This window comes from Bacillus cereus group sp. MYBK30-2 (genome assembly GCF_051915945.1).
In the GTDB taxonomy this organism is placed as follows: domain Bacteria; phylum Bacillota; class Bacilli; order Bacillales; family Bacillaceae_G; genus Bacillus_A; species Bacillus_A paramycoides.
The window spans coordinates 1-3,635 of sequence record NZ_JBQAFR010000020.1; the positions used below are offsets into that span (position 1 = coordinate 1).

The following is a 3,635-nucleotide window of genomic DNA, read 5'->3' on the forward strand; positions in this document are numbered from 1 at the left end:
AGCTACTGGTTGTTCTTTCACTTCATACTTGTACGCTACTCCATTTTCATCGTATGCTTGTAGCTTTTCAAACGTATACTTCCAGTTTGTTTCTGCTGTTACTTCTTTTGTGTCTACTACTTTACCGTTTTGTAGTAAGTCTACTTTAATCGAGCTTGGACGATCTGTTGCATTGTTATCGTTCCACGTTTTTGTTCCTTCTACTTTCGTTTCGCCTACTTTTGTATTTGTAATGTCAGTACCTTTTACTTCGGATTTATATCCCGCTACTGGTTGTTCCTTCACCTCATACTTGTACGCTACTCCGTTTGCATCATACGCTGCTAAATCTTTGAATTCATATTTCCAACCTGTTGCTTTGCTTACTTCTTGCGTCGCAATCACTGTACCATTTTGTAGTAGGTCTACCTTAATCATTTCCGGACGATCTGTTGCGTTATCGTCTTTCCATGTTTTCGTTCCTTCTACTTTTGCTTGACCTACTTTTGTATTTGTGATGTCAGTACCACTTACTTTGGATTCATATCCAGCTACTGGCTGTTCTTTCACTGTATACTCGTAAGCCTTACCTTCCGCATCATATGCTTCTAAATCTGCGAATATATATTTCCAACCCATTACTGCTAGTACGTCTTGTGTTTGAATCACGTTCCCGTTTTGTAGTAAGTCTACTTTGATCATTGTCGGACGGTCTGTTGCATTTCCGTCGTTCCACGTCTTCGTTCCTTCTACTTTTGTTTTGCCTACTTTTGTATTTGTGATGTCAGTGCCACTTACTTTGGATTCATATCCGGCTACTGGCTGTTCTTTCACTTCATACTTGTACGCTACTCCGTTTGCATCATATGCTTGGAGTTTTTCAAACGTGTACTTCCATTCACTTGCTGCTGTTACTTCTTTTGTATCTACTACTTTACCGTTTTGTAGTAAGTCTACTTTAATCGAGCTTGGACGATCTGTTGCGTTATTATCGTTCCACGTTTTTGTTCCTTCTACTTTTGTTTCGCCTACTTTTGTATTTGTGATGTCAGTACCTTTTACTTTTGATTCATATCCTGGTACCGGCTGTTCCTTCACTTCATACTTGTACGCTACTCCGTTTGCATCGTATGCTTGGAGTTTGTCAAACGTATACTTCCAGTTTGTTGCCGCTGTTACTTCCTTTGTATCTACTACTTTACCGTTTTGTAAAAGATCTACTTTGATCATTTCCGGACGATCTTTCGCGTTATCGTCTTTCCATGTTTTCGTTCCTTCTACTTTTGTTTCGCCTACTTTTGTATTCGTGATGTCATAACCGTTTACTTCGGATTTGTATCCGTCTACCTGTTGTTCTTTCACTTCATACTTGTACGCTACTCCGTTTGCATCGTATGCTTGGAGTTTGTCAAACGTATACTTCCAGTTTGTTTCTGCTGTTACTTCTTTCGTATCTACTACTTTACCGTTTTGTAGTAAGTCTACTTTAATCGAACTTGGACGATCTGTTGCATTGTTATCGTTCCACGTTTTTGTTCCTTCTACTTTCGTTTCGCCTACTTTTGTATTTGTGATGTCATAACCGTTTACTTTGGATTTATATCCTTCAACTGCTTGTTCTTTCACTTCATACTTGTATGCCTTACCTTCTGCATCGTAAGCTTGTAATTTTTCAAACGTATACTTCCAGTTTGTTTCTGCTGTTACTTCTTTTGTATCTACTACTTTACCGTTTTGTAGTAGGTCTACTTTGATTGTGTTTGGACGATCTGTTGCGTTATTATCGTTCCACGTTTTTGTTCCTTCTACTTTTGTTTCGCCTACTTTTGTATTTGTAATGTCAGTACCACTTACTTTGGATTCATATCCTGGTACTGCTTGCTCTTTCACTTCATACTTATATGCCTTACCTTCTGCATCATACGCTGCTAAATCTTTGAATTCGTATTTCCAGCCTGTTGCTTTGCTTACTTCTTGCGTCGCAATCACTGTACCATTTTGTAAAAGGTCTACTTTGATCATTTCCGGACGATCTTTCGCATTATCATCTTTCCATGTTTTCGTTCCTTCTACTTTTGTTTTGCCTACTTTTGTATTCGTGATGTCAGTACCATTTACTTTGGATTCATATCCTGGTACTGCTTGTTCTTTCACTTCATACTTGTACGCTGCTCCGTTTGCATCGTATGCTTGTAGCTTTTCAAACGTATACTTCCAGTTTGTTTCTGCTGTTACTTCTTTTGTATCTACTACTTTACCGTTTTGTAGTAAGTCTACTTTAATCGAACTTGGACGATCTGTTGCATTGTTATCGTTCCACGTTTTTGTTCCTTCTACTTTCGTTTCGCCTACTTTTGTATTTGTGATGTCATAACCGTTTACTTTGGATTTATATCCTTCAACTGCTTGTTCTTTCACTTCATACTTGTATGCCTTACCTTCTGCATCGTAAGCTTGTAGTTTTTCAAACGTGTACTTCCATTCATTTGCTGCTGTTACTTCTTTTGTATCTACTACTTTACCGTTTTGTAGTAAGTCTACTTTAATCGAGCTTGGACGATCTGTTGCGTTATTATCGTTCCACGTTTTTGTTCCTTCTACTTTTGTTTCGCCTACTTTTGTATTTGTGATGTCATAACCGTGTACGTCAGATTGGTATCCCGCTACTGGCTGTTCCTTCACTTCATACTTGTACGCTACTCCATTTGCGTCATATGCTTCTACATCTGCAAATGCATATTTCCAGTTTGTTTCTGCTGTTGCTTCTTTTGTATCTACTACTTTACCGTTTTGTAGTAAGTCTACTTTAATCGAGCTTGGACGATCTGTTGCGTTGTTATCGTTCCACGTTTTTGTTCCTTCTACTGTCAATTTCGCTACTTTTGTATTCGTAATGTCATAACCTTTTACCTCGGATTTATATCCTGCTACTGGCTGTTCTTTCACTTCATACTTGTACGCTACTCCATTTTCATCGTATGCTTGTAGCTTTTCAAACGTATACTTCCAGTTTGTTGCTGCTGTTACTTCTTTTGTATCTACTACTTTACCGTTTTGTAAAAGGTCTACTTTGATCATTTCCGGACGATCTTTCGCATTATCGTCGTTCCATGTTTTCGTTCCTTCTACTTTTGTTTCGCCTACTTTTGTATTTGTGATGTCAGTACCACTTACTTTGGATTCATATCCAGCCACCGGTTGTTCCTTCACTTCATACTTGTACGCTACTCCATTTTCATCATACGCTGCTAAATCTTTGAATTCATATTTCCAACCTGTTGCTTTGCTTACTTCTTGCGTCGCAATCACTGTACCATTTTGTAGTAGGTCTACTTTGATCATTTCCGGACGATCTTTCGCGTTATCGTCGTTCCATGTCTTCGTTCCTTCTACTTTTGTGTTGCCTACTTTTGTATTTGTGATGTCAGTACCACTTACTTTAGATTCATATCCTGGTACTGCTTGTTCTTTCACTTCATACTTGTACGCTACTCCGTTTGTATCGTATGCTTGCAGTTTTTCAAACGTGTACTTCCATTCTGTTGCTGCTGTTACTTCTTTTGTATCTACTACTTTACCGTTTTGTAGTAGGTCTACTTTGATTGTGTTTGGACGATCTGTTGCGTTATTATCGTTCCACGTTTTTGTTCCTTCTA

At 38.4% G+C, this 3,635-nt stretch carries 1 protein-coding gene; it reads right to left on the minus strand.

What is annotated here, in order from left to right; translation table 11 throughout:
• A partial coding sequence (locus ACTFQM_RS27240; protein ID WP_440037027.1) for a Cna B-type domain-containing protein occupies positions 1-3,635 on the minus strand: 3,635 nt, incomplete at both ends.